Origin of the sequence: Streptomyces sp. SID14478 (assembly GCF_010548525.1) — a bacterium.
GTDB lineage: Bacteria > Actinomycetota > Actinomycetes > Streptomycetales > Streptomycetaceae > Streptomyces.
In genome coordinates this window covers 1-23,975 of sequence record NZ_JAAGMG010000780.1, presented here as the reverse complement: position 1 = coordinate 23,975, position 23,975 = coordinate 1, and the positions used below count along the sequence as shown (strand labels likewise).

At 70.7% G+C, this 23,975-nt stretch carries 22 protein-coding genes and 1 pseudogene; 5 read left to right on the top strand and 18 right to left on the bottom strand.

Translation table 11 applies throughout. The features are described from left to right. Positions 1-365: 365 nt before the first annotated feature. The 14 genes from G3I40_RS25730 to pgsA all read right to left on the bottom strand — a co-directional run bounded on the left by G3I40_RS25730 (position 366) and on the right by pgsA (position 13,008). Positions 366-905, bottom strand: a complete 540-nt coding sequence (locus tag G3I40_RS25730; protein WP_164304497.1) for an adenine phosphoribosyltransferase — start codon at positions 903-905, stop codon at positions 366-368. Between the two features lie 143 nt (positions 906-1,048). Continuing rightward, positions 1,049-2,167, bottom strand: a complete 1,119-nt coding sequence (secF, locus tag G3I40_RS25725; RefSeq protein WP_164304496.1) for a protein translocase subunit SecF — start codon at positions 2,165-2,167, stop codon at positions 1,049-1,051. 1 nt (position 2,168) lies between these two features. Further along, positions 2,169-3,941 (bottom strand): protein translocase subunit SecD, encoded by a 1,773-nt coding sequence (secD, locus tag G3I40_RS25720; RefSeq protein WP_164304495.1) that lies wholly within the window; start codon positions 3,939-3,941, stop codon positions 2,169-2,171. 139 nt (positions 3,942-4,080) lie between these two features. After that, on the bottom strand, positions 4,081-4,557 hold the full coding sequence (yajC, locus tag G3I40_RS25715) for a preprotein translocase subunit YajC (RefSeq protein ID WP_164304494.1): 477 nt from the start codon (positions 4,555-4,557) through the stop codon (positions 4,081-4,083). A gap of 166 nt (positions 4,558-4,723) precedes the next feature. Further along, positions 4,724-5,797, bottom strand: a complete 1,074-nt coding sequence (gene ruvB / locus G3I40_RS25710; protein WP_164304493.1) for a Holliday junction branch migration DNA helicase RuvB — start codon at positions 5,795-5,797, stop codon at positions 4,724-4,726. A gap of 50 nt (positions 5,798-5,847) precedes the next feature. Next, the gene (gene ruvA / locus G3I40_RS25705) at positions 5,848-6,459 is read right to left on the bottom strand and encodes a Holliday junction branch migration protein RuvA (protein WP_164304492.1); all 612 of its coding nucleotides are present in this window, start codon (positions 6,457-6,459) and stop codon (positions 5,848-5,850) included. Continuing rightward, on the bottom strand, positions 6,456-6,986 hold the full coding sequence (gene ruvC / locus G3I40_RS25700) for a crossover junction endodeoxyribonuclease RuvC (protein ID WP_164304491.1): 531 nt from the start codon (positions 6,984-6,986) through the stop codon (positions 6,456-6,458). The genes ruvA and ruvC overlap by 4 nt, the downstream gene beginning before the upstream one ends. A 113-nt stretch (positions 6,987-7,099) precedes the next feature. Continuing rightward, complete coding sequence (locus G3I40_RS25695) at positions 7,100-7,852, bottom strand: YebC/PmpR family DNA-binding transcriptional regulator (RefSeq protein WP_164304490.1); 753 nt, start codon at positions 7,850-7,852, stop codon at positions 7,100-7,102. Between the two features lie 49 nt (positions 7,853-7,901). Further along, on the bottom strand, positions 7,902-8,510 hold the full coding sequence (pdxT, locus tag G3I40_RS25690; protein WP_164304489.1) for a pyridoxal 5'-phosphate synthase glutaminase subunit PdxT: 609 nt from the start codon (positions 8,508-8,510) through the stop codon (positions 7,902-7,904). Positions 8,511-8,516: 6 nt separating this feature from the next. Beyond that, complete coding sequence (gene pdxS / locus G3I40_RS25685) at positions 8,517-9,431, bottom strand: pyridoxal 5'-phosphate synthase lyase subunit PdxS (RefSeq protein WP_164304488.1); 915 nt, start codon at positions 9,429-9,431, stop codon at positions 8,517-8,519. A gap of 246 nt (positions 9,432-9,677) precedes the next feature. Next, positions 9,678-10,223: a hypothetical protein gene (locus tag G3I40_RS25680; RefSeq protein WP_164304487.1), complete on the bottom strand. Its 546-nt coding sequence runs from the start codon at positions 10,221-10,223 to the stop codon at positions 9,678-9,680. A 54-nt stretch (positions 10,224-10,277) separates the two neighbouring features. Beyond that, on the bottom strand, positions 10,278-11,438 hold the full coding sequence (locus G3I40_RS25675; protein WP_164304486.1) for a glycosyltransferase family 4 protein: 1,161 nt from the start codon (positions 11,436-11,438) through the stop codon (positions 10,278-10,280). Beyond that, positions 11,435-12,349, bottom strand: coding sequence for a phosphatidylinositol mannoside acyltransferase (locus tag G3I40_RS25670; RefSeq protein WP_164304485.1), 915 nt, complete (start codon positions 12,347-12,349; stop codon positions 11,435-11,437). The genes G3I40_RS25675 and G3I40_RS25670 overlap by 4 nt, the downstream gene beginning before the upstream one ends. Then, complete coding sequence (pgsA, locus tag G3I40_RS25665; protein ID WP_164304484.1) at positions 12,346-13,008, bottom strand: phosphatidylinositol phosphate synthase; 663 nt, start codon at positions 13,006-13,008, stop codon at positions 12,346-12,348. The genes G3I40_RS25670 and pgsA overlap by 4 nt, the downstream gene beginning before the upstream one ends. Before the next feature lie 260 nt (positions 13,009-13,268). On the opposite strand from pgsA, the gene G3I40_RS25660 reads away from it, so the two are divergent. Both G3I40_RS25660 and G3I40_RS25655 read left to right on the top strand, forming a co-directional pair. After that, positions 13,269-15,476: an elongation factor G-like protein EF-G2 gene (locus G3I40_RS25660; RefSeq protein ID WP_164304483.1), complete on the top strand. Its 2,208-nt coding sequence runs from the start codon at positions 13,269-13,271 to the stop codon at positions 15,474-15,476. Between the two features lie 168 nt (positions 15,477-15,644). Continuing rightward, complete coding sequence (locus G3I40_RS25655; RefSeq protein WP_164304498.1) at positions 15,645-17,408, top strand: hypothetical protein; 1,764 nt, start codon at positions 15,645-15,647, stop codon at positions 17,406-17,408. Here G3I40_RS25655 and G3I40_RS25650 read toward each other — a convergent pair. After that, entirely contained in the window at positions 17,353-18,030 is a 678-nt protein-coding gene (locus G3I40_RS25650; protein WP_164304482.1) for a hypothetical protein, read from the bottom strand. The two genes, G3I40_RS25655 and G3I40_RS25650, sit on opposite strands and share 56 nt — an antisense overlap. 131 nt (positions 18,031-18,161) lie before the next feature. Between G3I40_RS25650 and G3I40_RS25645 the strand changes: the two genes are divergently transcribed. Beyond that, positions 18,162-19,592 (top strand): PLP-dependent aminotransferase family protein, encoded by a 1,431-nt coding sequence (locus G3I40_RS25645; RefSeq protein WP_343245018.1) that lies wholly within the window; start codon positions 18,162-18,164, stop codon positions 19,590-19,592. Between the two features lie 11 nt (positions 19,593-19,603). Here the strand turns inward: G3I40_RS25645 and G3I40_RS25640 are convergent, their stop codons facing one another. Next, positions 19,604-20,167 (bottom strand): HIT domain-containing protein, encoded by a 564-nt coding sequence (locus tag G3I40_RS25640; protein WP_164304480.1) that lies wholly within the window; start codon positions 20,165-20,167, stop codon positions 19,604-19,606. Positions 20,168-20,234: 67 nt separating this feature from the next. On the opposite strand from G3I40_RS25640, the gene G3I40_RS25635 reads away from it, so the two are divergent. Then, on the top strand, positions 20,235-20,918 hold the full coding sequence (locus tag G3I40_RS25635) for a potassium channel family protein (RefSeq protein ID WP_164304479.1): 684 nt from the start codon (positions 20,235-20,237) through the stop codon (positions 20,916-20,918). Positions 20,919-20,923: 5 nt separating this feature from the next. Here G3I40_RS25635 and thrS read toward each other — a convergent pair whose 3' ends face one another. Beyond that, positions 20,924-22,903: a threonine--tRNA ligase gene (gene thrS, locus G3I40_RS25630; protein WP_164304478.1), complete on the bottom strand. Its 1,980-nt coding sequence runs from the start codon at positions 22,901-22,903 to the stop codon at positions 20,924-20,926. 134 nt (positions 22,904-23,037) lie between these two features. Here thrS and G3I40_RS25625 point away from each other — a divergent pair, with 134 nt between their 5' ends. Further along, positions 23,038-23,568, top strand: a complete 531-nt coding sequence (locus G3I40_RS25625; protein ID WP_164304477.1) for a DinB family protein — start codon at positions 23,038-23,040, stop codon at positions 23,566-23,568. 24 nt (positions 23,569-23,592) lie between these two features. Here G3I40_RS25625 and G3I40_RS25620 read toward each other — a convergent pair. Further along, a pseudogene (locus tag G3I40_RS25620) lies at positions 23,593-23,975 on the bottom strand (hypothetical protein); the annotation flags it as partial.

Genomic DNA, 23,975 nt, shown 5'->3' with positions numbered 1-23,975 from the left:
GGCGGTGGCGTGGGACGCGGGTGCTCGGCGGCGGGCTCGGGCCGTGGCTGCTCGGCCGCCTTGCCGTCCTTCGGAGCAGCGGGTTTCGCGTCCTTCGCGGGCGCACCGGAGGGCGCCGCGGCCTGGGCGGCCTGCTGGTCGGGCTTGGCGGCGGTGAGTGGCTTGGCCTCGTCTGGCAACGGCGCTCCTCGTGCGCGACGGGTCCCCGTTCGGGTCCCGGAGAGCCCATGGTATCGATCCGGCGCCCGGGGGACGTATTCGGCCGGTGGCGCCCGTGCTCCCCGGGAAACACCGCGGGCGTGCCCCGGATTCCTCCCGAACCTCCTCCAACGCTGTGAGCTGGCGCTTTACCCGCTTACGCGGCTCTACACGACCAGCAGGGCGTCGAGCGGGGCACCTTCGAGCGCCGGGGTCAACCGCTCGCGGCCGGGCAGGAAGCCCAGCTCCATGAGGACCGCGACGCCGGCGACCTCGGCGCCCGCCCGGCGGATCAGGCGCACGGCCGCCTCGGCGGTGCCACCGGTGGCCAGCACGTCGTCGATGACCATGACGCGGTCACCCGCCGCCAGGTCCTCGGCGTGCACCTCGATCTCGGCGGTCCCGTACTCCAGCTCGTACGACTGCGAGAGCGTCGCACCGGGGAGCTTGCCCGCCTTGCGCACGGGGATGAAGCCGAGGCCCGCACGGAGCGCGACGGGGGCGCCCAGGATGAAGCCGCGCGCCTCCAGGCCGACTACCTTGGTGGCGCCGTGGCGCACGCACAGCTCGGCGAGCGCGTCGGTGAGGGCCGTGAAGGCCGACGGATCGGCGAGCAGCGGCGTGATGTCCTTGAAGAGGACCCCGGGCTCCGGGTAGTCCGGCACGTCCCGGATACGGCTGAGGAGCAGTTCCTTGATGTCGGTCATTTCTGCACCTCAGGGCGTGTGTACGGGGTTCTGGAGGGGTTTGCGCGGTCGACAACATTAGCAGTCGGCCCGGTCCGGGAACGACGCGGGCGCCAGGGCCTGTTCGGCTCCTGGCGCCCGTGTCGTACGCGGTGTCGTGCGGGTCAGCGGCGCTTGCCCGAGGGACGGCCGCGGCCGCGGTTGCGGGACGGCTGGTTGCGCGGTCCCGCGCCCGCCGGAGCGGCGTCTTCCGGCTCGTCCCCCTGCGAGCCCTCGGCCTGGTGGCCGACGACGGCGGGGGCTTCGGGCTGCGCCGCGGCGGCGGCGCGCTTGGCGAGGACCCTCTTCTTGAGGGCCTTCATCTTCGGCTCGCGCTCCTTGAGGTCGGCGACCAGCGGAGTGGCGATGAAGATCGACGAATACGCACCGGCGGCCAGGCCGACGAAGAGCGACAGCGAGATGTCGTTCAGCATGCCGGCGCCGAGGAAGCCGCCACCGATGAACAGCAGGCCCGCGACGGGCAGGAGCGCCACGATCGTGGTGTTGATCGAGCGGACCAGGGTGCTGTTGATCGAGCGGTTGGCGATGTCGCTGTAGGTCCAGCGGGTCTGCTTCTCGATGCCCTTCGTCTGCTCCTTGAGCGAGTCGAAGACGACGACCGTGTCGTAGAGCGAATAACCGAGGATCGTGAGCAGACCGATCACCGTGCCCGGCGTGACCTCGAAGCCCACCAGGGCGTAGATCCCGACGGTGATGGTGATGTCGTGGATGAGGGCGACCAGCGCCGCGAACGCCATGCGCCACTCGAAGGCGATCGCCAGGTAGATCACGACCAGGACCATGAAGATGGCCAGGCCCTGCCATGCCTTGTTGGCGATCGTGTCACCCCAACTGGGGCCCACCAGATCGGCGTTGATCTTGTTGGCGTCGATGCCCATGTCCTTGGACAGTTCCGCCGCGATCTGGTCCGACTTGCCGGTGTCGATGCCCGCGATCTGGACGCGCAGGCCGCCCGTGCCGAGCTCCTGCACGATCGCGTCGTGGCCGGACGCCTTCTCCGCGTACTCCTCCGCCTTCGCGGCCGAGACACTGGTCTTGGGCGTCGTGAAGACCGCGCCGCCCTCGAAGTCGATGCCCATGTTCAGGCCGCGCACCGTCAGGCCGAGGATGGCCGTGATGGTGATCAGGATCGAGACGCCGTACCAGATCTTGCGCTTGCCGATGAAGTCGTAGCCGACCTCACCGCGGTAGAGCCTGGCGCCGAGATTGCCGAGCTTCGACATCTCACGCCTCCTTCGGGTCGACAGGGCCGGTGGCACGGCGGGAGGAGCGGCGGCGCAGCGGGGGCTGGGCGCCGAGGCGCTTCGGGTCGAGGCCCGACCACTTGCTTCCGCTCGAGAAGAACTTCCTGCGGGCCAGGAGCGTCATCAGCGGCTTCGTGAAGAGGAAGACGACGACCACGTCGAGCAGGGTGGTCAGGCCGAGCGTGAACGCGAAGCCCTGCACCTTGCCGACGGTCACGATGTAGAGCACCGCGGCCGCGAGGAACGACACGAAGTCGGAGACGAGGATCGTGCGCCGGGCGCGCGGCCAGGCGCGCTCGACGGCGGGCCGCACCGAGCGCCCCTCGCGGATCTCGTCCCGGATCCGTTCGAAGAACACGATGAACGAGTCCGCGGTGATACCGATGGCCACGATGGCGCCGCAGACGGCCGGCAGGTTCAGCGCGAAGCCGATGGCCGGGCCGAGCAGCGTCATGAGCGTGTACGTGAGGATGCCGGAGGCGATCAGGGAGGCGAGGGCCACGAGCGACAGGCCCCGGTAGTAGACCACCAGGTAGATGACGACCAGGGCGAGGCCGATGGCGCCCGCGATCAGACCGGCGTGCAGCTGCTCACCGCCGAGCGCGGCGGTCACCGTGGTGACGCTCTGCTCGTGGAAGGTCAGCGGCAGGGCGCCGTACGACAGCACGTTGGCCAGGTCCTGGGCGGACTCCTGGGTGAAGCTGCCGGAGATCTCGGCGTTGGCGCTCAGGGTCGAGTTGACACTGGGGGCGGAGACCACGTCGCCGTCGAGCACGATGGCGAACTGGTTCATCGGCTGCTGCTGGTCCTTGAGCTTGCTGGTCGTCGTCGCGAACTTCTTCGAGCCGGAGCCCGTGAAGTCCATGTTGACGACCCACTGGCCGGACTGCTGGTTGATGACCGCCTGGGCCTTCTTGACGTCCTTGCCGTTCACCTCGGACGGGCCGAGGACGTACTTCTCCCACGCCCCGGACGAGTCCTTGCCGCAGGCGATGATGGTGTCGCCGGGCTTGGCGCCCTCATTGGCCTTGGTGCGGGCCGCGCTGTCGGTGCAGTCGAGTTCCGTGAACTTCTTCTGCAGGGCGGCGGTGGCCGGGTCGGCGGAGGGCGTCGGGCTCGCGGACGGCGTCGAGGACGCCTTGTCGTCACCCGAGGCGCTCGACGACGCGGACGGCGTGGAGTCGGCCTTCAGGCTGTCGGTGACGGCACGGCCCTGCGACGTGGCGCTGGCGGACGGGGTCGAGGAGGCCTTGTCGGTCGCCTTGTCCGTGGTCTTGTCGGTGGCCTTGCTGCCGGACGAGGCGCTCGGCGAGGGGCTCTTCGACGGGGAGCCCGTCGGGGAGCCGGCGGCCGCCGTCAGTACGGGACGGAAGTAGAGCTGAGCGGTCGTGCCGACCTGCTCGCGCGCCTGCTTCTGGTTCGTGCCCCGCGGGATGTTGACAATGATGTTGTCATTGCCCTGCGTCTGGACCTCGGCCTCGGAGACACCCATGCCGTTGACACGGCGGTTGATGATGTCCGCTGCCGTGTCCATGTTGGTCTTGTTGATCGCGTTCTTGGGCTGGCCCGGCTCGTTCTTGGCCTGCAGGGTGATGCTGGTGCCGCCCGCGAGGTCGATGCCGAGGCGGGGTGTGAACGTGCCGGAGATGAACATCCCACCGACGAGCGCGACCATGACGATCACGATCAGGCTCAGGGCGCGGCCCGGCTTGCTCTGGGGACCTGCCCCTCGGCTCTTTTTAGGTGTGGCCACCTTCTCGTACTCCCTCTCCATCCGCCCGGCATCGGGGATTCGTGCTCGGGCGGCCATGAAATGGTCGAGAATCCACGCGGGTCACGCACGAACGGGAACCGCGGCGACGCAAGCGGTCGCCCCGCGGTTCCGGTCGTGACTACTTCGCGTCGGACTCGCCGTCGGTCTTCTTCGGCTCGGCGTCGTCGGCCTTCTCGGCGTCGGCGGCCACGGCCTCGTCCTTCTTGCCGAGGTCGATGCGCGAGTCGTCAGCGGCGGCGGTCTCGTCGGTCCCGGTGAGGGAGGACGCGTCATCCGGAACGACGGCGTCGTCGGTCAGCTCGTCGTCGGCGTCGACGCCGTGCACGATCCGGTTGTACTCCTCGTCGGAGAGCACGGCACCGATCGCGTTCTTCGCGAACATGAGGTGGACGCCGGGGCCGGCGTCGAGGAGGACCGTGTCCTCGTTGACCTCCTTGACCGTGGCGTACATGCCGCCGATCGTGCGGACGCCGGAACCGGGCTGCATGTCATTGCGCATCGATGCGGCCTGCTGCTGCTTGCGCTTGGCAGACCGGGTCATCAGGAACATGGCCCCGATGAGCACGATGAACGGGAGGAGGGTCACGAGACTCACGGGTGGGAACTTCCTTCAGGCGACCGCATCGGAAAAAAGCGGCCTTGTTGGGTTCGGGGGTGCGTCGCCGTAAAGGCGACCGTCGGCGGAGTCTAAGCGAGTCCGCACTGTGGTAACAACGCTCAGCATGGCACCGGGGTTCCAACCCCCGCGAGTACCCGCGCCGTCACGCCCCGAACAGGCCCTGTTGTCCGGTTGCACCCGGTCCCCCCTGGGGCGGCGCGAGTCCGAGGTGTGCCCATGCGGCAGGTGTGGCGACCCGGCCGCGGGGCGTACGCGCCAGCAGACCTTCCCGGACGAGGAAGGGTTCGGCCACCTCCTCCACCGTCTCGCGCTCCTCCCCCACCGCGACGGCGAGCGTCGACAGGCCCACGGGACCACCGCCGAACAGCTTGAGCAGGGCTTCCAGGACCGCGCGGTCGAGCCGGTCGAGGCCGCGGGCGTCCACCTCGTACACGGCGAGGGCCGCGGCCGCGATGTCCCGGTCGATGTGCCCGTCCGCCTTGACCTGGGCGTAGTCGCGGACGCGGCGCAGCAGGCGGTTGGCGATACGGGGCGTGCCGCGGGAGCGGCCGGAGATCTCGACGGCACCGTCCGTGTCGATCTCCACGTCGAGCAGGTTCGCCGAGCGGTGGATCACGCGCTCCAGCTCGGGCGGCTCGTAGAACTCCATGTGCGCGGTGAAGCCGAAGCGGTCGCGCAGCGGGGGCGGCAGCAGACCCGCGCGCGTGGTCGCGCCGACCAGGGTGAAGGGGGGCAGCTCGAGCGGGATGGCGGTGGCGCCGGGGCCCTTGCCGACGATGACGTCGACCCGGAAGTCCTCCATCGCCATGTAGAGCATCTCTTCGGCGGGGCGGGACATGCGGTGGATCTCGTCGAGGAAGAGGACCTCGCCCTCCTGGAGGGAGGAGAGGATCGCGGCCAGGTCTCCGGCGTGCTGGATGGCGGGGCCGCTGGTGATGCGGATCGGCGCGCCCATCTCCGCAGCGATGATCATGGAGAGGGTGGTCTTGCCGAGGCCGGGGGCGCCGGAGAGCAGGACGTGGTCGGCGGTGGCGCCGCGCGCGCGGGCGGCGCGCAGTACCAGGTCGAGCTGCTCCCTGACCTTCTCCTGGCCGATGAACTCGCCCAGGTCCTTGGGGCGCAGGGCCGCCTCGACGGCCTGGTCCTCGTGGTCGGCGGACGCACCGACGAGCCGCTCCGTGTCCGGCGCCGCGTCGGTCGTCTCGTCCCAGTTCATTACGTGTGCCTCGCGTTGTGGTTCGAAGACGGGCGGTCGGGCGGTCTCGGCTAGCGGGTGCGGTTCAGGGTCTGCAGGGCCGCCTTGAGCAGGTGGCCGACCTGCGGGGTCCCCTCGGCTGCCTCGGCCTGCGGGGCGACCGCGGTGACCGCCTCGTCGGCCTCGCGGGTCGCGTAGCCGAGACCGATGAGCGCCGCGTGCAGTTGCTCGCGCCAGCCGGAGGTGACGGCCGTGCCGATGGCCGGCCCACCGGTCCCGAGCGGTTCGCCGAGGCGGTCCTTGAACTCCAGGAGCAGCTTCTGGGCGCCCTTCTTGCCGATGCCGGGGACGGCGGTCAGCGCCTTCTCGTCGCCCGTGGACACCGCGCGGCGCAGGGCGTCGGGGCTGTGCACGGCGAGCATGGCCTGGGCCAGGCGCGGGCCGACGCCGCTGGCGGTCTGCAGCAGCTCGAACGTCTGGCGCTCGTCGTCGTCCGCGAAGCCGTACAGGGTGAGCGAGTCCTCCCGTACGACGAGCGAGGTGGCGAGCTTGGCCTGCTGACCGAGGCGGAGCGTGGACAGCGTGTTCGGTGTGCACTGGACGGCCATGCCGATGCCACCGACCTCGACCACCGCGGCGTCGGGGGCGAGCGCGGCGACGGAGCCGCTGACGAAGGCGATCATGCGGTACGGCCTTTCGATGCGTGGAGTGCTACGGCTTTCTGCAGCCGGTTCTGCGCGGGGGCGCGCCAGATGTGGCAGATGGCAAGGGCGAGCGCGTCGGCGGCGTCGGCCGGCTTGGGCGGCGCGTCGAGCCGCAGCAGCCGGGTCACCATGGCGCCCACCTGCGCCTTGTCGGCGCGGCCGCTGCCGGTGACGGCGGCCTTGACCTCGCTGGGGGTGTGCAGGGCGACGGGGATGCCGCGGCGCGAGGCGCACAGCATGGCGACCGCGCTGGCCTGGGCCGTCCCCATGACCGTGCTCACGTTGTGCTGGCTGAACACCCGCTCCACCGCGAGCACTTCGGGCTCGTGCTCGTCGAGCCAGTGCTCGATGCCTTGCTCGATGGCGACGAGGCGGTGGCCCAACTCGGCGTCCGCGGGCGTCCGTACGACACCGACGCCGCGCATGGTCAGCGGCCGGCCCGCGATCCCCTCGACCACGCCGACACCGCACCGGGTCAGCCCCGGGTCCACACCCAGTACGCGCACGCCTCGCCCCCCTCTTCGTTCACCTGTTTGTGCAGGGTATCGGGGACCTCTGACAAACGGACAAAGCGACGGGCCGACGGGGTGTGTCCCGTCGGCCCGTCGCTGATGCCGTGTCAGGCGTCGACCTTCTCCATGACCTCGTCGGAGACGTCGAAGTTGGCGAAGACGTTCTGCACGTCGTCGCTGTCCTCCAGGGCGTCGATCAGCTTGAAGATCTTGCGCGCGCCCTCCTCGTCCAGCTCGACCTGCATGGTCGGGACGAAGTTGGCCTCGGCGGAGTCGTACTCGATGCCGGCGTCCTGCAGGGCGGTGCGGACCGCGACCATGTCGGTGGCCTCGGAGAGGACCTCGAAGGACTCGCCCAGGTCGTTGACCTCTTCGGCACCCGCGTCCAGCACGGCACCCAGTACGTCGTCCTCGGACAGCTCACCCTTGGGCACGATGACGACGCCCTTGCGGTGGAACAGGTACGAGACGGAACCCGGGTCGGCCATGTTGCCGCCGTTGCGGGTCATGGCGACGCGCACGTCGGAGGCGGCGCGGTTGCGGTTGTCGGTGAGGCACTCGATGAGCACCGCGACGCCGTTGGGACCGTAGCCCTCGTACATGATGGTCTCGTAGTCGGCGCCACCGGCTTCGAGACCGGCGCCGCGCTTGACCGCGGAGTCGATGTTCTTGTTCGGGACCGAGCTCTTCTTCGCCTTCTGGATGGCGTCGAACAGCGTCGGGTTGCCGGACACGTCGGCACCGCCCGTGCGGGCCGCGACCTCGATGTTCTTGATCATCTTCGCGAAGAGCTTGCCGCGCTTGGCGTCGATCACGGCCTTCTTGTGCTTCGTCGTAGCCCATTTAGAGTGGCCGGACATCTGCCTGTCTCCTTCGCGTAAACAACCTCTTTAACGAACGCCAGCGATCCTACAAGGAACCCGCCGCGTCCTTCGCCCGCACCATGTCCACGAACAGGCCGTGGAGGCGGTGGTCCCCGGTCAGTTCCGGGTGGAAGGACGTCGCGAGGACGTCTCCCTGGCGCACGGCGACGATGTGTCCCTCGTGCTCGGCGAGCACCTGGACGTCGGCGCCCACGGACTCCACCCAGGGGGCGCGGATGAAGACGCCCTCTACAGGATCGCCCTCGACGCCCTGCACGTCGACCGCCGCTTCGAAGGACTCGTTCTGTCGCCCGAAGGCGTTGCGGCGCACGATCATGTCGATGCCGCCGATCGTCTCCTGGCCCGAGCGCGGGTCGAGGATCTTGTCGGCCAGCATGATCATCCCGGCGCAGGTCCCGTAGACGGGCAGACCGGCGCGCACGCGCGCGCGAAGCGGCTCCAACAGGCCGAACAGCTGGGCCAGTTTGGAGATGGTGGTCGACTCACCACCGGGGATGATCAGGCCGTCGACCTCGGCCAGTTCTTCGGGGCGCCGCACCGGCCTGGCCACGGCGTCGGCCGTGGCCAGGGCGATGAGGTGCTCCCGTACGTCGCCCTGGAGTGCGAGGACGCCGATGACGGGGGTGCTGATCATGGGTGCTTACCAGCCCCGGTTCGCGTAGCGCTCGGCCTCGGGCAGGGTGTCGCAGTTGATGCCGACCATGGCCTCGCCGAGGTTGCGGGACGCGTCCGCGATGATCTTCGGGTCGTCGAAGAAGGTGGTGGCCTTCACGATGGCCGCGGCGCGCTTGGCCGGGTCGCCCGACTTGAAGATGCCGGAGCCGACGAAGACGCCCTCGGCGCCGAGCTGGCGCATGAGCGCGGCGTCGGCCGGGGTGGCGACGCCGCCCGCGGAGAAGAGGACCACCGGCAGCTTGCCCAGCTCGGAGACCTCCTTGACCAGCTCGTACGGCGCGCGGAGCTCCTTGGCCGCGGCGTACAGCTCGTTGTTGTCGAAGCCGCGCAGCTTGGCGATCTCGTTCTTGATCTGGCGCAGGTGGCGGACGGCCTCGACGACGTTGCCGGTGCCGGCCTCGCCCTTGGAGCGGATCATCGCGGCGCCCTCGGCGATGCGGCGCAGGGCCTCGCCCAGGTTGGTGGCGCCACACACGAACGGGGTGGTGAAGGCGAACTTGTCGCTGTGGTTGACCTCGTCGGCCGGGGTCAGCACCTCGGACTCGTCGATGTAGTCGACGCCGAGGGACTGCAGGACCTGGGCCTCGACGAAGTGACCGATGCGGGACTTGGCCATCACCGGGATCGAGACGGCCTCGATGATCTCTTCGATCATGGTCGGGTCGGACATCCGGGCCACGCCGCCGTCCTTGCGGATGTCCGCGGGGACCCGCTCCAGGGCCATGACGGCGACGGCACCGGCGTCCTCGGCTATCTTCGCCTGCTCGGCGTTGACGACGTCCATGATCACGCCGCCCTTGAGCTGTTCGGCCATGCCGCGCTTGACGCGGGCGGTGCCGAGGGCGGGGGTCTCGGGGGACTGCGGGGTGCTGGTGGACACGGGTGACCTCACTCGGTGAACGCGGGGAACTCTGTGAAGAGGGCTTGCTGCAGCACCGAGGAAACTCCTGTGGACCAGTCCACTACAAGGGCCAATGGGGAGACGGTGGCTCCTTTTGGCCTGCGCCCTACGTAAGGGCTACCGCCATACGTAAGGACCGACGCTCTACGTAAGGGTCCGGCGCTCTACGTAAGGGTCCGGCGCTCTACGTAAGGGTCCGGCGCTCTACGTAGGAGGGATGTGCGTCTACGTAGTGGCACGGTCCGCCAGCGCGGCCGGAGGCTCGTCGTCCATTTCGAAGGCGAGGGGGAAGGGGGCGTGTCCGGCCAGCCGGAACCAGCGGACCGTGCGGTGGCGGCGCAGGGCGCGGGCCGCGCGCACCGCGTCGTTGTGGAAACGGCGGGCCATGGGGACCCGGCGTACCGCCTGGGCGAGTTCCTCCGCGGCCTCCTCGCCGCCGGGAGCCTCCCGGACGGCCTCGACCTGGTCGGCCTCGCCGAACACCGCCCGCAGCGCCTGGCTGAGCTCGCTCTCGGCGACCTCGCGCTGTTCCTCCTCGGCCTGCCGGGCGGCGTGTGCGGCCTCGTAGAGCACGATCGAGGCCGCCGGGTCGAGCACGCCCGAGGTGGCCAGTTCCTGGGCGACCGAGGCACGGCGCAGGAGTTGGGCGTCGAGGGCGGCGCGGGCCGCGTCGATGCGCGCGTGCAGGCGGTCGAGGCGCCCCGCGGTCCAGCTCAGGTAGAGGCCGATCGCGAAGAGGGCTACGGCGATCCAGATCAGGGTGACGGTCACGGGCGGCAAGGCTACCCGTGGTGGACCGCGCCCCCGTGCGCTCCCGCCGCGCGCTCAGTCCCTGGCCAGCCCGAACCGCGCCCTGAGCCCCGTCCGTTCGTCCGCCGCCACCGCCGCGGCCCCCTGGGTCACCGTCTCGTAGACCGAGAGGATGTCGGCCCCGACGGTCGACCAGTCGAAGCGGCGTACGTGCTTGCTGCCGCGCTCGCGCAGTTCGGTGCGGCGCTCGGGGTCGCCGAGCAGGCGCAGCGCCGCGACGGCCAGCGCGTCCGCGTCCTCGTTCGCGAAGAGTTCGCCTGCCGCGCCCTGGTCGAGGACCTGGGCGAAGGCGTCGAGGTCGGAGGCGAGGACGGGCGCGCCCGCCGACATGGCCTCCACCAGGATGATGCCGAAGCTCTCGCCGCCGGTGTTCGGGGCGACGTACACGTCGACGCTGGCCAGCAGCCGTGCCTTGTCCTCGTCGCTGACCATGCCGAGGAACTCGACGCGCCCGCGCATCTCCTGGGGCAGCGACGCGACGGCTTCCTCCTCGTCACCGCGCCCGGCCACCAGGAGGCGCGTGCCCGGGCGCTCCGCGAGGATCTTGGGCAGTGCCTTCATCAGGACGGGCAGCCCCTTGCGGGGCTCGTCGATCCGCCCGATGAACCCGATGGTCTCCCCCTGCCACTGCTCCTTGGGCTCGGCCCGCGCGAAGAAGTCGACGTCGACGCCGTTCGGGATGACGACCGCGTCGCCGCCGAGGTGCTCCACGAGCGTGCGGCGCGCGTACTCGCTCACCGCGATGCGCGCGCTGATCTTCTCCAGTGCGGGCTGCAGGATCGGGTACGCGGCGATCATGGCGCGCGAGCGGGGGTTGGACGTGTGGAAGGTGGCGACGATGGGGCCCTGCGCGGCCCAGCACGTCAGCAGGCCCAGGGACGGGGACGCCGGTTCGTGGATGTGGACGACGTCGAACGTGCCGTCGCTCAGCCAGCGGCGCACGCGCGCGGCGCTCAGGAACCCGAAGTTGAGGCGCGCCACGGAACCGTTGTACGGCACCGGGACCGCGCGTCCCGCCGACACGACGTACGGCGGCAGGGGGGTCTCGTCGTCCGCCGGGGCGAGGACGGAGACCTCGTGTCCCAGGGCGATGAGGTGCTCCGCCAGATCACGGATGTGGAACTGGACGCCGCCCGGCACGTCCCACGAGTACGGGCAGACGATGCCGATTCTCACGCCGGCCGCTCCTCAAAGTTCTCCAGGTCGGCCAGCCACAGGCGCTGCAACATGTGCCAGTCCTGCGGATGGTCCGCGATCCCCGTGGCGAAGGCATCGGCCAGCGCCTGCGTCATGACAGACGTCTTCTCGGCGCGCGTACCTGTCTCGGGGACGTCGACGGGCGGATGGACGCGCCCCCGCATGACGGGCGAGCCGTCGTACCAGAGGGTGACCGGCAGGAGCAGCGCGCCGGTCTGCTGCGCGAGCATCGCGGGTCCGGCGGGCATCCGGGTCGTCTCGCCGAAGAACTTCACCTCGACGCCGGAGGCCGACAGATCGCGGTCGGCGACCAGGCAGACGAGGCCGCCCGCGCGCAGCCGGCGGGCCAGTGTCCCGAAGGCGGAGCCGCCGGTGTGCGGCAGCACCTCCATGCCGAGGCCCTCGCGGTAGGCGACGAAACGGTCGTAGAGGGTCTCCGGCTTGAGACGCTCCGCGACCGTCGTGAACGGCGTGTCCAGTTCGGTGGTGACCCAGGCGCCCGCGAGGTCGTAGTTGCCCATGTGGGGCAGGGCCAGGACGACGCCCTTGCCTGCGGCCAGGCCCTCGGTGAGGTGGTGGACGTCCTTGACGGCGAAGCCGTTCCTGATGCGCTCCGTGCTCCACGCGGGCAGCCGGAAGGACTCCATCCAGTAGCGCAGGTACGAGCGCATGCCCGCGTGGGAGAGCTGCCTGAGGCGCTCGGGCGTGGCGTCGGGCACCACGCGCGCGAGGTTCGCCTCCAGCCGCAGGACGCCCTTGCCGCGCTTCTTCCAGGCGATGTCGGCGATGGTCCGGCCCAGGCGGTTCGCGACCGGCTCGGGCAGCTTCTTGACCGTGGTCCAGCCGAGCCCGTACAGCGCGTCCGTCACCCGGTCCTGCGCGCCGCTCACGAGGCGGTCTCCTCCTGGGCGGCGGCCGCGGCGTCGGCCTCGGCGGATTCGCGGCGTACGGTCACCACGCGCTGGATCAGCGTGACGAGGCTGCCTGCGGCGACGATCCACAGCGCGACCGGCAGCAGGTACTGGATGCCGGGCACCCCGAACTTGTGCAGGCCCGCGAAACCGGCGGCGACCAGCGAGATGACGAGCCGTTCGGCACGCTCCACGAGGCCGTTGACGGCGACCGGCAGACCGATCGCCTCACCGCGTGCCTTCGTGTAGGAGACGACCTGGCCGCTGGCGAGGCAGAAGATCGCGACCGCGCACAGGACGTTGTCGTTCCCGGAGCCCGCGTACCAGAGCGCGAGACCGCCGAAGATGGCACTGTCCGCGACCCGGTCGAGCGTCGAGTCCAGGAAGGCGCCCCAGCGGCTGGAGCGGCCCAGCTGGCGTGCCATGTTGCCGTCCACGAGGTCCGAGAAGACGAACAGCGTGATGACGACGGTGCCCCAGAAGAACTCCCCGCGCGGGTAGAAGACCAGCGCTCCCGCCACGACTCCGGCGGTGCCGAGGAACGTGACCGTGTCGGGGCTGACCCCGCGACGGATGAGAAACGCGGCGAACGGTGTGAGGACACGCGTGAAGAATGCACGCGCGTACTTGTTCAGCATGGCCTTCCCGAGGGTCGGTGCCGCGCGGCCCCTCTGGCCACCGGCTGGCCCATCGTAGTCACGCGCGCACGGATACGGCCGCCGGGCCACCACGCGCGCGTGCGATCACGTACGACGTATGGACGCACAGTGACCCGAGTGCAAAGCTCAAAGGCACCGCGGGCGTCGCCGAAGCCGCCTGAGCACGCGGGTTCGCGTGTCCGCATTTGTTTACGTGCCACAAAGACCACCTCACCGAGGAATCAACCGGGAGGAAGGGCATGGGCGACAAGGCGAACGCACACTCCGGAGCCGCCGGCAGGGCAGCGACGGCCGACCATCCCGCGTCCGTACGGAATGTGGTGCTGGTCGGCCACAGCGGATCGGGCAAGACGACGCTGGTGGAGGCCCTCGCACTGACCGCGGGGGCGGTGAACCGGGCGGGCCGCGTCGAGGACGGCACGAGCGTCTCCGACTACGACGAGATCGAGCACCGCCAGCAACGATCGGTTCAGCTCTCGCTCGTCCCGGTGGAATGGGGCGGCTGCAAGATCAATGTTCTGGACACCCCCGGCTACGCGGATTTCGTCGGGGAACTGAGGGCCGGTCTGCGCGCGGCGGACGCGGCCCTTTTCGTCGTCTCGGCGTCCGACGGCCCCGAGACCATGGCGGGTGCGACCCGCATGGTGTGGGAGGAGTGCGCCGCGGTCGGCATGCCGCGGGCCATCGTCGTCACGCACCTGGAGGCGGCGCGCTCCGACTTCGACGAGATGACGCGGACCTGCGCGCGGGTCTTCGGCGGCGACGACCCCGATGCCGTGCTCCCCCTGTACCTGCCGCTGCACGGTGCGCAGGCGCCGGACGGGCACGCGCCCGTGACCGGGCTGATCGGACTGCTCTCGCAGCGCCTGTTCGACTACGCGTCGGGCGAACGCAAGGAGTCCGAACCCGGCGAGGACCAGCTGCCGTTGATCGAGGAGGCCCGCAACAGGCTCATCGAGGGGATCATCGCCGAGAGCGAGGACGAGACCCTGATGGACCGCTATCTCGGCGGGGAGGACATCGACTTCAAGACGCTGGTCGACGACCTGGAGCGGGCCGTGGCCCGTGGCGTCTTCCACCCGGTCCTCGCGGCGGCCCCGGCGGCGGAGGGCGCACGGCAGGGCATCGGCACGGTGGAGCTCCTGGAACTGATCACGGGCGGCTTCCCGACACCTCTGGAGCGCGCGGCGCCGGTGGTGAGCACGCCGGCCGGCGCGGCACGCACGGTCAACGCCTGTGATCCGGACGGCCCGTTGGTGGCGGAGGTCGTGAAGACCGCCTCCGACCCGTACGTCGGACGGGTCTCTCTCGTACGGGTCTTCTCGGGCACCCTGCGTCCGGACGAGACGGTGCACGTGTCGGGGCACGGGCTCGCGGACCGCGGGCACGAGGACCACGACGTCGACGAGCGGATCGGCGCGCTGTCCGCCCCCTTCGGCAAACAGCAGCGCACGCTCACCCACTGCATCGCCGGTGACCTGGCCTGCGTGGCGAAGCTGAGCCGGGCGGAGACCGGCGACACCCTCTCGTCGAAGGACGACCCGCTGCTGATGGCGCCGTGGGACATGCCGGACCCCCTGCTGCCGCTCGCCATCCAGGCGCACAGCAAGGCCGACGAGGACAAGCTGTCCCAGGGCCTGTCGCGGCTGGTCGCGGAGGACCCGACGATGCGGCTCGAACAGAACCAGGACACCCATCAGGTGGTGCTCTGGTGTCTGGGCGAGGCGCACGCGGACGTGGCGCTGGAGCGGCTGCGCAGCAGGTACGGGGTGCAGGTCGACCTCGTCCCGCACAAGGTCTCCCTCCGGGAGACGTTCGCGGCGAAGTCCGGCGGGCGGGGCCGGCACGTGAAGCAGTCGGGCGGGCACGGCCAGTTCGCGATCTGCGAGATCGAGGTGGAGCCGCTGCCCGGCGGCTCCGGCATCGAGTTCGTGGACAAGGTCGTCGGCGGGGCGGTGCCGCGGCAGTTCATCCCCTCCGTCGAGAAGGGCGTGCGGGCGCAGGCGGCGCGGGGCGTCGCGGCCGGATACCCGCTGCTCGACGTGCGGGTGACGCTGCTCGACGGGAAGGCGCACTCGGTGGACTCCTCCGACGCGGCGTTCCAGACGGCGGGCGCGCTCGCGCTGCGGGAGGCGGCGGCCGACGCCAGGATCCATCTGCTGGAGCCGGTGGCCGAGGTCCGGGTGCTGGTCGGCGACGACTATGTGGGCGCGGTCATGAGCGACCTGTCCGGCCGCCGCGGCCGCGTCGTCGGGACCGAACAGGCGCCGGGCGGGCGCACCCTCGTACGGGCGGAGGTGCCGGAGCTCGAGATCGGGCGGTACGCGGTGGATCTGCGGTCGCTGTCGCACGGTACGGCCCGGTTCAGCCGCTCCTACGCACGGCACGAGCCGATGCCGCCGCAACTGAGCGAGAAGATGCGCGAACAGGCCCAGGACCCGGCGTAGTTGGGTCCTACCGCGTAACGGCCGCCATCGACGTCCTCCGTGCCGGAGCGAATGTCGGTGGCGGCCGTTACGCTGGTCGACGATCAGCCGGATCAGGACGATCAACTGATCAACAGGTGTGCGGGGCAGGGAAGTCGGGAAAAGCCGCAGCAGCGACGACGTGCGGTGATGGGGGCGGCAGTGGCGGACGAGGGTTTCGATTTCAGGCCGGGCGCGCAGGTGCCGCTCATGGGCTCTGCGGGGCAGACCGCGGCGACCTTCGCCATCGCGTCGGCCGCGTACCGGGACGACCCGGCCACCAAGATCGCGGACGCCAACAACGAGTGGCACCAGTCCGAGGTCAAGGAGCCGAAGTGGGCGCTGCTGGCGCCCAATCTCGGTGAGGCGTTCTCCCAGGCCGTGCAGCAGCGCATGCTGGACGGCAAGCGGAAGGCGCTCATCCAGTCGTTCGGCACCGAACCGCAGGTCGTCGTGGAGCACTGTCTCGCGGCCACCCGGATCCGCAGGCAGCGCGACAGCATGCTGTCGGTCCTGACGCTGGTGTTCGGGGTGCTGTTCCTGCCCGGATTCCTCCTGTGGGCAGCAGCTTTCGAGCTCCGCCGCAGGAACACCAACAAGGTGATGCGGGCCGAGAGCCAGGCCAAGGAGGCCCTGGACAAGAACAAGCCGGCCAAGGAGCAGAGCGAGACCAGGAAGGCGGAGCGCAGCGCCCGCAGGCAGGCCGCGCTGACGACGACGGCCGTCTGCGTCGTCGCCGTGGTCGCCGCCATCGTCCTGGTGAAGATGCCCCTGGCCGGTGGCTGGGCCTGGTATCTGCGCGCCTCCTTCGTGGCCCCGATCATCGGGGGCGTCTGGGCCCGGCAGATCTGCCTGCGCACGGCCTCCGATCTGCGCGACCGCTGGTCGGGGCTGCTGGCCGGCGGCGGGGTGGGCGCGAAGATCCCGGAGGCGGTGCCCGGCAGCCCCGGCGAGACCGCTGCCGAGCAACTGCGCCAGAACCTCGCCAAGTTGTCCGCCGAGCAGCAGTCGAACTCGGTCTTCTACGCGGGGCCCAAGGGCATCCTGGGCATGGGGACGCGGTGGGGCAGCTGGCAGCTCGCCGAGGACCTGGTGCCGAGCGAGGCGGGCAAGGAGATCCACCCGTTCCGCAGCTGGACGGTGATACGCGCGATCCAGGACCAGTTGGCCATGCTGGAGCGCGGCCCGCTGCACACGGGCGGCTTCCCCAAGCCCAAGGTGGACCACTGGATCGTCACGCCGATCGCGGAGAAGGCCAAGGCCGTGTCGCGGCCTTCGGGCGAGGACGTCGACGCCTTCCGGATCAGGCCCCACGAAATAGAGCGGATCTGCAACGAGCAGCAGTTCGGCAGCGGCGAGCGCCACTACCTGGGCGTCCAGTTCACCCTCTGGGACGGCCAGTTGGTGATCACCATGCTGATCACGGTGACGGTGCTGCACGAGACGCTGCGCATAGAAGTGACGGGCCATGCGCTGGGCCCCGTGAACTCGCTGTTCACCTCCAAGCCCGAACCGAAGACGAAAGAGGTCTCCAAGCCCCTCGCGTCCTGGGAGACCACGCAGCGGACCCTCCCGCTGGTCGACGCGGACGAGGCGGTCCGCCTGGCGGTGCGCGCGCCCCTGACCATGTTCGGCATGGGCCGGTCCTTCCTCGACGCCAAGGGCGGCAAGCTCGTGCTGCCCGAGCCGTTCGGCCTGCGGCATGCCTGGGCGGACCAGCCCTGGCGCCACCGCTTCATGGCGGACGACGCGCTGCGCACCGCGACGCCGGTACTGCGGGTGGTGCACGCAGCGGCCCTGCGGGTCCTTGCGGACCACGGCGTCGACACCGAGAAGTTCGGCAACCGCTCGGGCGTGCTCAGTGGCCTGGTCCAGGACGCCTCGCCGCGGAAGGCGGACGTGTACGACGCGTAGCAGCGGGCTCCCCGCGGCTGCGGTACGCGCACCACGGCAGGCAGTACTGCGTGACGGCCCCCACCGTCACCGCGTACAGCACGGTGCCCGGCCCCACGGCCCCGCCCGACACCCAGCCCACCGCAAGGACGACGAGTTCGATCGCTGTGCGCACGAGACGGACGGAGCGGCCGGTGGCGGCCGTCAGTCCGGTCATCAGGCCGTCGCGCGGGCCGGGGCCGCAGCGGGCGCCTACGTAGACGGCGATCGAGGCGCCGTTCAGGAGGATGCCTGCGGCGAGCAGTACGCCGCGCTCGGACAGTGCGGGGTGGGACGGGAGCAGCCACAGGCCCAGGTCCGAGGTCCAGCCGACCACGAGGATGTTGGCGAACGTGCCGAGGGTGGGGCGCTGGCGCAGCGGGATCCACAGCAGCAGGACGGCCGCGCCGACGAGCGTGGTGAGCGTGCCGAAGCTGAGCGGGGTGTGCCGGGCGAGACCTTCGTTGAGGACGCTCCACGGGCTGAGGCCGAGTCCCGCCCTGACCATCAGGGCGAGGCTGAATCCGTACAGGGCGAGGCCCGCGAGGAGTTGGGGCAGGCGACGCCCGGGGCGTTCGCGCAGCGGGACGTACGTGAGCGGCATGTGCGGCGACTCCAGGGGACGCGCGCCGGACGGGGGCGCGGACAGGGCCAATACCGCCACTCTGTAGATTTGTCGGCTCGGTTCACATGGCCAATCCCCCGAGAATGGTCTTGTTTCAGGAGGGTGGTTCCGTGCTGGTCGGCAGCCGTCAGCTCGCCGCGTTGCTTCCGGACCCGGCGAAGGCGCGCCCCGCCTACCGTCATCTCGCCCACGCCCTGGGCGAGTTGATCCTCGACGGGCGGCTGGCCCTGCACGTCCGGCTGCCCGCCGAACGGGAGCTGGCCGCCGCGCTCGGCACCAGCCGGACGACCGTCACCGCCCTGTACGACCTGCTGCGCGAGAGCGGCTTCGCGCACAGCCGTCAGGGCGCCGGGACCTGGACGTCCCTGCCGCAGGGCCGCGCCGCCCACGGGGTCAGCCGGCTGCTCGCCCCGCAGGACACCGCGATCGACCTGGCCAGGGCGGCGCCCACGCTCCCCGAGGAGACGCTCACCGACGCCCTCGCCCGGATCGCCCCGCGCCTCGCCGGTCACGCGGACACTCCGGGCTACCACCCCTACGGTCTGGCGGAGCTGCGGTCCGCGCTGGCCGAACGGTTCACCGCCCGGGGCCTGGCCACGACGCCCGAGCAGATCCTGGTGACCGCCGGTGCGCAGCACGCGCTCAGCCTGGTCCTCGCCCTGCTGTCCGGGCCCGGCGACCGGATCGTGGTCGAGAACCCGTCGTACCCCAATGCCCTGGAGGCGATGCGCCGGGCGGGGCTGCGCCTCGTGTCCGTTCCGGTGGCGGACGGTACCGGCTGGGATCCGGAGGTGGTGGAGTCGACGCTGCGCCACTCCTCGGCCCGGCTCGCCTATCTGATTCCCGACTTCCACAACCCGACGGGACATCTGATGCCCGCCGACGACCGGGCCAGGACACTGCGCGCGGCGCACGCCTGCGGCACCTGGCTGATCGCCGACGAGACCCTCACCGACCTCGCGCTGGACGTTCCCGCCCCGGCGCCGTTCGCCGCGCACGGGCCTGGCACCCAGGTCATCACGGTCGGCTCGATGAGCAAGACGCACTGGGCGGGCCTGCGCGTCGGCTGGCTGCGCGCCCCGGCCCCGCTCGTCACCGAGCTCGCGGCGCAGCGGGTGGCGAGCGACATGGGCGGTTCGGTGGTGGACCAGCTCCTGGCGCTCGATCTGCTGGCCCGTTCCGACCAGCTGCTGCCCGGCCGCCTCGACCGGCTGCGCACCCAACGCGCCGTGCTGACCGAGGAGTTGGGGAGCCTCCTCCCGCACTGGAGGTGGCACACCCCGCCCGGCGGCCTCTCCCTCTGGGTCGATCTGGGCGCGCCCGTCGCCGCCGATCTCGCCGAGCGCGCGCTCGCCCACGGCGTACGTGTCGAGGGCGGCGCCTGCTTCGCGACGGACCCGGGGCTGTTCGCACACCGGCTGCGCATGCCGTACACGCTGTCCGAGGAGACGCTGCGCGAGGCGGTCCGGCGCATCGCGCAGGCGGCGGCCGAGGGCCCGGGGACCGGGCCGTCAGCCGCGCGGCAGCACTGGATCGCCTGAGGCCCGACGGCTCAGGCGCTCGGCCAGGCCTTGGCCAGCGCCGTCCGGGTGTCCCCGAGCAGCTGCGGCAGCACCTTGGTGTGGCCGACGACCGGCATGAAGTTCGTGTCGCCGCCCCAGCGCGGGACGATGTGCTGGTGCAGGTGGGCGGCGATGCCGGCGCCGGCGACGGCGCCCTGGTTCATGCCGATGTTGAACCCGTGCGCCCCGGAGGCGGCCCGCAGCGCGGTCATCGCGTGCTTGGTGAACACGGCCAGCTCGGCCGTCTCCGCCTCGTCGAGGTCCGTGTAGTCGGCGACGTGCCGGTACGGCAGCACCATCATGTGGCCGCCGTTGTACGGGTAGAGGTTGAGGATCGCGAAGACGCGCTCGCCGCGCGCCACGATCAGCGCGTCCTCGTCGGAGGCACCGGGAGCCGCGCAGAAGGGACAGCCGTCGTCGGCACCGGGGCCCGTCGGCTTGCCCTCACCCTGGATGTACGCCATGCGGTGCGGTGTCCACAGACGCCCGAACCCGTCCGGTTCACCCACAGGTCCGCGTCGCTGCTCCGGCTCACTCGTCATGAAGTGCAGCATATGGCGTCACCTCGGCGGGGCGTGTCGGCGGGTGCCGACCCCGGCCGCCAGGGGTGATGCTGTCCGGATGACCGACAGCCCCCTCGCCCGCTGGGAACGGCACAACGGCGTCGCCCTCGCGATCGCGTCGCTGCTCTACCTCGCCTCGTACGCGACCCGCATCCTCGGCCACGACCTGCCGGGACCGGTACGGGACCTGTGCCTGGCCGTGACGTTCGCGGCGTGGGCGGTGTTCCTCGTGGACTACGCGGTGCGGCTGCGGCTGAGCGGGCAGCGGCTGCCGCGTTTCCTGCGCACCCACTGGCTGGACACCCTCGTCCTGCTGCTGCCGCTGCTGCGGCCCGTGCGGATCGTCCAGACCTACGAGACGGTGCAGCGCCACCACGACCGCCCGCGCCTGGCGCTGTACACGCGCGTGATCACGTACGCGGGGCTCTCCGTGGCGCTGCTCGGTTTCGCGGGAGCGCTGACCGTGTACCAGCAGGAGCACGCGGCCCCGGGTGCGAACATCCGCACCTTCGGCGACTCCGTGTGGTGGACGTGCACCACGCTGTCGTCCGTGGGCTACGGCGACCTGGCGCCGGTGACCGCGCTCGGCCGGCTGGTCGCGGTGGGCCTGATGGGCTGCGGCCTGGCGCTGCTCGGCGCGGTGACCGGCGCGTTCTCGTCCTGGCTGCTGCAGGTCTTCGCCCGGGAAGGGGAGAGGCCCCCGGGCGGTTCCCCGGGGGCCTCTTCTCATGAGGGTGACTGACGCGGTCAGACCTGCGTCCGCTCCTCGACGACCTTCGCGATCTTCGCGATGGCCTCGTCGACCGGGATGCCGTTCTCCTGCGAGCCGTCGCGGTAGCGGAAGGACACCGATCCGGCGTTCATGTCCTCGTCGCCCGCGATGACCATGAAGGGCACCTTGGCCTTCTGCTGGTTGCGGATCTTCTTCTGCATCCGGTCGGAGGACGCGTCGACCTCGACGCGCAGCCCCTGGGCGCGCGCCTTCTCGGCGAACTCCTCCAGGTACGTCACGTGCCCGTCGCCGATCGGGATGCCGACGGCCTGGACCGGGGCCAGCCACGCCGGGAACGCACCCGCGTAGTGCTCGAGCAGGACGCCGAAGAACCGCTCGATGGAGCCGAAGAGCGCACGGTGCAGCATGACCGGCTGCTGACGCGAGCCGTCCGCCGCGGTGTACTCCAGGCCGAACCGCTTGGGCTGGTTGAAGTCGACCTGGAGGGTCGACATCTGCCAGGACCGGCCGATGGCGTCCTTGGCCTGCACGGAGATCTTCGGGCCGTAGTACGCGGCGCCGCCCGGGTCCGGCACGAGCGGCAGGTTCTGCTTCTCGGCGGCCTGCCGCAGCGCCTCGGTGGCCTCCGCCCAGTCCTCGTCCGTGCCGATGAACTTGTCGGAGTCGTCGCGGGTGGACAGCTCCAGCTCGAACTCGTTCAGGCCGTAGTCGCGCAGCAGGTCGAGCACGAAGGTCAGGAGCGTGTCGAGCTCCTGCGGCATCTGCTCCTTGGTGCAGTAGATGTGCGAGTCGTCCTGGGTGAAGCCGCGCGAGCGGGTCAGACCGTGGACCACACCCGACTTCTCGTACCGGTACACGGTGCCGAACTCGAAGAGACGCAGCGGCAGTTCGCGGTAGGAACGGCCGCGGGACTTGAAGATCAGGTTGTGCATCGGGCAGTTCATCGCCTTGAGGCGGTAGTTCTGCTCGTCGAACTGGATGGGCGGGAACATGCCCTCCGCGTAGTGCGGCAGGTGCCCCGAGGTCTCGAAGAGGTGCTCCTTCGAGATGTGCGGGGTGTTCACGAACTCGTAGCCGGAGACCTCGTGGCGGCGCCGCGAGTAGTCCTCCATGACCTTGCGGACCACGCCGCCCTTGGGGTGGAAGACCGCGAGGCCCGGGCCGAGCTCCTCCGGGAAGGAGAACAGGTCGAGCTCGGCGCCCAGCTTGCGGTGGTCGCGCTTCTCGGCCTCGACGAGGAAGTCGAGGTACGCCTTCAGCTCGTCCTTCGACGGCCACGCGGTGCCGTAGATCCGCTGGAGCTGCGGGTTCTTCTCGCTGCCGCGCCAATAGGCGGCGGCCGAGCGCATCAGCTTGAACGCCGGGATGTTGCGGGTGGTGGGCAGGTGGGGGCCGCGGCAGAGGTCCTTCCAGCACAGCTCGCCGGTCTTGGCGTCGATGTTGTCGTAGATGGTCAGCTCGCCGCCGCCCACCTCGGCGTCGGCGCCGTCCGCGGCCTGCGCCGCGTTGCCCTTGAGGCCGATGAGCTCCAGCTTGTAGGGCTCGTCGGCGAGCTCGATGCGGGCGTCGTCGTCGTTGGTCAGCCGCCGCGAGAAGCGCTGCCCCCGCTTCTGGATCTCCTGCATCTTCTTCTCGATGCGCTTGATGTCCTCGGGAGTGAACGGCTCCTTGACGTCGAAGTCGTAGTAGAAGCCGTCCTTGATGGGCGGGCCGATGCCGAGCTTCGCCTCGGGGAACAGCTCCTGCACGGCCTGCGCCATCACGTGCGCGGCGGAGTGGCGCAGGATGTTCAGACCGTCCGGGGAGGAGATCTCCACGGGCTCGACGCTCTCGCCGTCGGCCAGGGCGTACGCCAGGTCCTTCAGCTCGCCGTCGACGCGGGCCGCGACGATGCTGCGTTCCCCGGCGAAGAGCTCGGCGGCGGTGGTGCCCGTCGTCACCACGCGTTCTTCCCGCTCGGAATCGCGTTGGATGATCACACGGACGTCAGACACCGGTCTCTCCTACCTGAAGACGAAACGCCGCGCCATTACCTGTGACGCGCGCAAAGGCGATCGTACCGAGTCGCCGGGACCACTCGCGAAACGGTTATCGGGCGCCGGCTCCGGCCCGGTCCTAGCGTGGACGCATGGCACTCGACTGGAACACGCTCCTCGCCGACCAGCTCGACTGGCACTGGCAGCACCAGCTGCGGAAGCGTCTGGCGGGCCTCACCGACGCCGAGTACGTCTGGGAGCCGGTCCCGGACTGCTGGACCCTGCGCCCCGGGTCCGGCGGCGGCCCCGTCACCATCGACTGGGCCTACCCGCCTGCGGACCCCGCGCCGGTGACGACGATCGCCTGGCGCCTCGCGCACATCGTGGTCGGCGTGCTCGGCATGCGCAGCGCCGCACACTTCGGCGGCCCGCCCGTGGACTACGAGACGTACGCGTATCCGGCCACGGCCGCCGAGGCCCTGGACCGGCTCGACGCGGCGTACGCGACGTGGATGGCGGGGGTACGCGGCCTCGGTGAGGCGGGCCTGGCGCAGCCGTGCGGCGAGGCCGAAGGCCCGTACGCCAAGGAACCGATGGCGACGCTGGTGCTGCACATCCACCGCGAGACGATCCACCACGGCGCGGAGATCGCCCTGCTCAGGGACCTGTACGCGCACAAGTAGCGACCTGTACGGGCACGAGTACCGTCAGTCGTCGCCCGAACACGCCTCCTCGAAGAAGTCCAGGTTCTCCTGGAGCGACTTCATCAGCCGGTCCCGCTCGGCGTCCTCCACCTGTACGGGTACGACACCGGCGGCGCCGGTGAGCCGGCGGAAGCCGCCCCTGCTCTCCAGGCGGCCGTGCACCCGGATCGGCAGGCCGACGAGGTGGGCGTGCCCGGCTGTCCGGTAGGCCTCCTCGTCGAGCGTCATCCGCACGTGCGGGACGTCGGCGCCCGCGAGGACGCGCAGTCGCACCGTCCCCTCGCCGCGCGGCCCCGACCTGCGCATGCGGACCACGGCCCCGGTGATCCGCACGGAAACCGCGGGCTCGGCGTGCAGGTAGCGGGCGCCGGCCGCGCGCAGCACGT

Coding starts and splice junctions, on each gene's coding strand:
- G3I40_RS25730 (WP_164304497.1), bottom strand. CDS start 905: ATGACCGACATCAAGGAACTGCTCCTCAGCCGTATCCGGGACGTGCCG.
- secF (WP_164304496.1), bottom strand. CDS start 2,167: ATGTCGAAGCTCGGCAATCTCGGCGCCAGGCTCTACCGCGGTGAGGTC.
- ruvB (WP_164304493.1), bottom strand. CDS start 5,797: ATGAACTGGGACGAGACGACCGACGCGGCGCCGGACACGGAGCGGCTC.
- ruvA (WP_164304492.1), bottom strand. CDS start 6,459: ATGATCGCCTTCGTCAGCGGCTCCGTCGCCGCGCTCGCCCCCGACGCC.
- G3I40_RS25695 (WP_164304490.1), bottom strand. CDS start 7,852: ATGTCCGGCCACTCTAAATGGGCTACGACGAAGCACAAGAAGGCCGTG.
- pdxT (WP_164304489.1), bottom strand. CDS start 8,510: ATGATCAGCACCCCCGTCATCGGCGTCCTCGCACTCCAGGGCGACGTA.
- pgsA (WP_164304484.1), bottom strand. CDS start 13,008: ATGCTGAACAAGTACGCGCGTGCATTCTTCACGCGTGTCCTCACACCG.
- G3I40_RS25660 (WP_164304483.1), top strand. CDS start 13,269: ATGGGCGACAAGGCGAACGCACACTCCGGAGCCGCCGGCAGGGCAGCG.
- G3I40_RS25655 (WP_164304498.1), top strand. CDS start 15,645: ATGGGGGCGGCAGTGGCGGACGAGGGTTTCGATTTCAGGCCGGGCGCG.
- G3I40_RS25650 (WP_164304482.1), bottom strand. CDS start 18,030: ATGCCGCTCACGTACGTCCCGCTGCGCGAACGCCCCGGGCGTCGCCTG.
- G3I40_RS25640 (WP_164304480.1), bottom strand. CDS start 20,167: ATGCTGCACTTCATGACGAGTGAGCCGGAGCAGCGACGCGGACCTGTG.
- G3I40_RS25635 (WP_164304479.1), top strand. CDS start 20,235: ATGACCGACAGCCCCCTCGCCCGCTGGGAACGGCACAACGGCGTCGCC.
- G3I40_RS25625 (WP_164304477.1), top strand. CDS start 23,038: ATGGCACTCGACTGGAACACGCTCCTCGCCGACCAGCTCGACTGGCAC.